This window comes from Desulfobacula sp., assembly GCF_021107415.1.
The window spans coordinates 1-5,119 of sequence record NZ_JAIOSW010000328.1 but is presented as its reverse complement, the minus strand read 5'-3'; the positions used below and the strand labels follow the sequence as shown (position 1 = coordinate 5,119).

The 5,119-nt window shown below is 38.6% G+C and carries 5 protein-coding genes; 3 read left to right on the top strand and 2 right to left on the bottom strand.

Going from position 1 to position 5,119, the window contains the following annotated elements; translation table 11 throughout:
* Window positions 1-422: 422 nt before the first annotated feature.
* Window positions 423-1,541 (bottom strand): branched-chain amino acid ABC transporter substrate-binding protein, encoded by a 1,119-nt coding sequence (locus tag K8S13_RS16685; protein ID WP_291464244.1) that lies wholly within the window; start codon window positions 1,539-1,541, stop codon window positions 423-425.
* Window positions 1,542-1,667: 126 nt separating this feature from the next.
* Window positions 1,668-2,255, bottom strand: a complete 588-nt coding sequence (locus K8S13_RS16680) for a TetR/AcrR family transcriptional regulator (RefSeq protein ID WP_291464242.1) — start codon at window positions 2,253-2,255, stop codon at window positions 1,668-1,670.
* Between the two features lie 415 nt (window positions 2,256-2,670).
* Here K8S13_RS16680 and K8S13_RS16675 point away from each other — a divergent pair, with 415 nt between their 5' ends.
* From K8S13_RS16675 to K8S13_RS16665, 3 genes are all read left to right on the top strand, one after another.
* Window positions 2,671-4,038 (top strand): aminotransferase class III-fold pyridoxal phosphate-dependent enzyme, encoded by a 1,368-nt coding sequence (locus tag K8S13_RS16675; RefSeq protein WP_291464240.1) that lies wholly within the window; start codon window positions 2,671-2,673, stop codon window positions 4,036-4,038.
* Between the two features lie 86 nt (window positions 4,039-4,124).
* Complete coding sequence (locus K8S13_RS16670) at window positions 4,125-4,901, top strand: ABC transporter ATP-binding protein (RefSeq protein WP_291464237.1); 777 nt, start codon at window positions 4,125-4,127, stop codon at window positions 4,899-4,901.
* Window positions 4,901-5,119 (top strand): ATP-binding cassette domain-containing protein (locus K8S13_RS16665; RefSeq protein ID WP_291464235.1); only part of this gene is annotated, 219 nt, incomplete at its 3' end. The genes K8S13_RS16670 and K8S13_RS16665, both read left to right, overlap by 1 nt.

The window sequence follows — 5,119 nt, the reverse complement described above, 5'->3', positions numbered from 1 at the left end:
CCTCGAAATAAGGGTTATAAACACTCAAAGGATATCAGTGATTAAAAATGGTGTAAAATATTGAAACCGGTCAATTTCAGCTTGATTCAATCGGAAAATACTCAGTAATTTATGTATATCTATATAGGGTGATAGGGCTGTCTTTAAAGGCGTTCACTTGGTTTGCCTATACTCCATAATAACGGGTCCTACATCACAGGGATTTCACCGATCTCAATACAGGATCTGCAATAATCTCTTTGATACCGAAAAAACCAAGTACCCCGACGACTGCAACACCCAGTATAATAGTAAACAGACGCATGTTAATTAATTTAAAACTCCTAACCTTTGTTAAATTAAAGTAAAATTGTTACTTAAAAAAACAGGAGCTATAATATGGTTTTTCTATTACGCTCCTGTTTTTCATTATAGATCAGTTATTAATTAACTTGTACATATTTGCCGTTCTGAACTTGATATACGGAGAAACCTGCACCCACAACGTCGCCGTTTTTATCAAAACCAATGGGTCCTAAAGGAGAATCGATTTTGTTTGCAACCAGGGCGGCGCGCATTTTGTCATAATCAAGGGAACCTGCTTTTTCTGCAGCATTGGCAAGAGCTTGAACACATGCGTAACCATTGTGAAAGAATGTTCCGGGATCTTCACCGTATTTTTTCTGATGTTTTTTGGTTAATTTTATGTAAAGCGGATTGCTGGAAGTGTCATTGGGACCTGTTGCATAAACACCATCAGAATATTTGCCGGCCAGGTTTACAAAGTTGTCACCAATGATACCGTCAGCTCCGAAGAAGGTGGTTTTAACTCTTTTCTTTTTAATAAGCCCAACAATTTTGGAAGCATCTGAGTGATATCCACCCCACATGGTAAGGTCTGCTTTGGATCTTTTTATTTTCTGTACTATGGCTGTAAAGTCAACTGCACCGGTTGTTACACCTTCAAAAAGAACAATTTCAATACCGCCGAGGGTTTCAAAATATTGTCTGACAAGTTCCATCTGGCCTTTACCATAATCACCCTTGTCATGGATCAGGGCAACTTTTTTGACTTTCAGGTTGTTGAGTACAAAAGAGGTCATCAGATCTGCCTGGGCACCGTCATATGAAATGGTCCTGAAAAAGTTGGGATGTTCACCTTTAAGGGTCAGATCATCATTTGTGGATGCCGGGGAAATAATCAGAAGCCCTGCATCTTTGTAAATTTTGTTTGCAGCAATGGTTGCGCCGGAACAGACATGACCGACAATCATCTGTGCACCGTCTGATACCAGTTTGGTTGCCATGTTTACTGCGATTTCAGGTTTGCATACATCATCACCGACTAATAATTCAATTTTTTTGCCCAGAATGCCGCCTTTGGCATTAAGGTCTTCAATGGCCATCTCAACGCCTCTTAGAGCAGAAATTCCATAAGGTGCCAGGTCACCGGAAATAACACCGCCACAGCCAATTTTGATTGTATCACCGGCAAAGCCAGGTGCAGAAAACACAATCAATGTTAATAATGCAAGTACTAAAGTTTTAAAAAATGATTTCATTTTTTTTTCCCCTTAAATTTAAATTACTGATTAATACAGCATAACTACAATTATAATTGTAAGTTTTGCAACTATAAAATCAAGGATTCCCATAGTCAAGCAATTTTACACTCTGGAATCCAGTCTTTATTTTTCCATAATTCCTTCATAGTTTTTTTTTGATTTATTCAACTCAATATAGGTTTCAAACATTCCCATTAGCGCGTCTAATTTTTTTTTATAAGTTTGTTCATCAATGGCCGGAATAATCTGGTGAGAGCCAATATAAAAACAGTATCGTATCAAAGAAATCATTTCCACCTGCTCATGATCATCTGTCATCAGAGAAAACATGGCCTGCAAAAATCCCATCCTCTGGTTGTCGATTCTTTTCTGAAAGATTCTTACCAAAGGATCTCTTAATGCCCAGGCCCGGATGGCTACTTCAACATCCGGGTCCATATTTTCTTTTGAAAGTTTTAAGAGCGTTGCATTAATACTTTTAAAGGTTTTTTCCTGTTTTTGTATTTGTATGATATCAAAGGTCTGTTTTGCTTCCCAAAACTCTAAAATTTTTTTAAAAAAATCGTCACGATTTTTAAAATGATGGTAAAAAGATCCTTTGGTTTTATTTAAACTTTTTGTGAGGTTTTCAATGGTAAGGTCAGCAGCACCACTGGTTTTAAGAATGTTAAAACCCTGTTCAAACCATGCTGCCTTATTTAACTTTTGCATTTTCTCACCCTAATAATTCAGACCATACGGTATGGTATGTTTGAATTCCATAACAGTTAATTTTTCCCAAATCAATAAAAATTTAAATTTTTATTGATTTTTTATTGATCAGTAAATCACCAGGTTAATCTAAGACACTGCTTCTTTTTCGTGTTCAATTGCAACGTGCCCATTTCTTTTTTCCGGATCAAGCGGTGTTCTTATTTTAAAATTGTAAGGCTCTTTTGACAGGTAAACATCAACAAGATAAGCAAAATAGGAGGTTGATCTTTTTGATTTTTCCCTTGACAATAGAAATTAAAAAGCACGATTATATTAGAAATACAGTAAATCTTGCTATTATAATTGTAGCCCTTGAAAAAGATATTCCACAAACTTTATCGGTTTTGGGAAGTATTCAATAGGAGGGAAATGAATGGAAAATAACTATTCAAATGACGCATCTCATGTCTTTCATTTCTTTTTGAACCGGGAATATATTTCCATTGCCAATGCAAAAGGTATTTATCTTTACGATAATAAGGGGAACAAATATATAGATGCTTCCGGTGGCCCGATACTGTGTAATCTTGGCCATGGGCTTAAGGAAATGGCAAAGGTTATCGGAGATCAGGCAGGGAAGGTATCATATGTCCATCGCATTGATTTTACAAACCCTCCGCTAGAAGAAGCTGCCCAAAAGGTCTGCAAAGCCTCTGATTATACCATGGATAAAGTCTTTTTTGTTTCAGGTGGTACAGAGGCTGTGGAGATTGGAGTTAAAATTGCCAGAAAATACCATTTGGATAATAATAAACCATCTAAAACCTGTGTGATCTCCAGGTGGCAGAGCTATCATGGCAGCACAGCAGGTGCTCTGGCCTGGACAGGTTCTACGGGCAGAAGATCAGACTTTTTCCCCTATCTCCATGATTTTCATCATATACCACCGGCATATTGTTACAGATGCTGGTTCAATAAAATTCCTGAAACCTGCAATCTTGACTGTGCCAATGCCCTTGAAAATGAGATCATGTGCCTCGGGCCTGACAATGTATCTGTTTTCCTTGCAGAACCTGTTTCAGGCATGTCCCTTTGCGGAGTGGTTCCTGAAAAGGGATATTTTGAACGTATCAGAGAAATTTGTAACAAGTATGATGTACTTTTAATGTTTGATGAGGTAATGACCGGAATGGGGCGGACGGGAAAAATGTTTGCCTATGAACATTTTAATGTTGTCCCGGATATTCTGGCCCTGGGAAAAGGACTTGGGGGGGGGTATTTTCCCATAGGAGCCGTTGCTGTTCCAGGTTACATATATAAGAAAATTGCTGATAATTCCGGTATGTTTGGTGCCGGCTATTCATGGGGAGGTAATCCCCTTGGCTGTGCCGTGGAATCAAAAACCATTGATTATCTGTATGAGCATGATCTTGTTGAAGGGCGCAGTAAAATGGGTAAATATCTTGATCATAAGCTAGAGGATTTAAACACCCATCCCCTGGTGGGCAATATCAGGGGAATGGGACTGATGAGGGGAATTGAGTTTGTTGAAGATAAGAAAACCAGGAAAACCCTTGATCCAAAATATGCGTTTTCAGCGCGTGTGGCAGCAGAATGCATGAAACGGGGGATGTTTATTGAATATTCGGGTGGATGTGACAGAGGACAATCCGGCGATATGATTATGTTCGGACCTCCTTTTATAATCAATGAAGCCCAGATAGAGCAAGCAGTTGAGATTCTGAGTCAAGCCTTTGACGAGAATCTTCTATCGGATAGCAGTAATTTTTTAACCTTTTAATAACCCCCATGCCCTGTCCCGTGCTGGAATTTTCTTGGAATTTTTTTTTGCCATGATGAGATGAATAAGATTCGAAAGGATTGTAAATGATTAAGGTTAATAATCTTTCTAAACACTTTGGCGGAATCAGGGCTGTCGACAAAGTAAATTTACATATTAAAAAAGGCTCTATTACTGGCTTGATTGGCCCAAATGGCGCTGGTAAAACCACTTTATTCAATCTTATCGCAGGCTTATATAAACCAACCTCAGGCAAAATTTATCTTGAAGAAGAAGATATAACAGGGTTAGACTCACATAATTTATTCCACAAAGGTCTTTTAAGAACGTTTCAAATTGCCCATCCATTCCCAACCCTTACTGTACTTGAAAATTTAATGATGGTGCCTGGTAATCAGCTTGGGGAGAATATTATAAATTCCTGGTTCCGCCGCGGACAAATTCGGAAACAAGAAAATAAACTGCAGAAAAAGGCGGAAGAAGTCATAAAGTTTCTTAATATAATGCACCTTAAAAATGAAAAAGCAGGCAGGCTTTCCGGAGGGCAAAAAAAATTATTAGAACTTGCCCGCGTGATGATGGTGGATGCCAGAGTTGTGCTGCTGGATGAAGTGGGTGCCGGCGTAAACCGTACTTTGTTGCGACAGATTGGTGATGCTATTTTACGGTTGAATTCAGAACGCGGTTATACATTCTGCATGATTGAGCATGATATGGATTTTATTTCAAAGCTGTGTAATCCGGTGATTGTACTTACCAATGGCCAATTTTTAATTGAAGGGACTCCGGAAGAGGTAAAAAATAACGAACAGGTTATTGATGCTTATTTAGGCAGAGGAATTAAAGAAAAGGTATCCACTTAATGGCTTATTTATCTGGTCAAGATATGGTTGCAGCATATGATTATAATGTACCCATACTCAATAGTTGCTCTGTTGAGGTAGAAAAAGGTGAACTGGCTGTTATTGTCGGGCCCAATGGCGCAGGTAAGTCAACTGCCATGAAAGTATTGCTTGGCATGCTTATCTTAAGTTCAGGCTCTGTAACCTTTGCAGGCAGGGACATATCCAAGTTGTCTGTT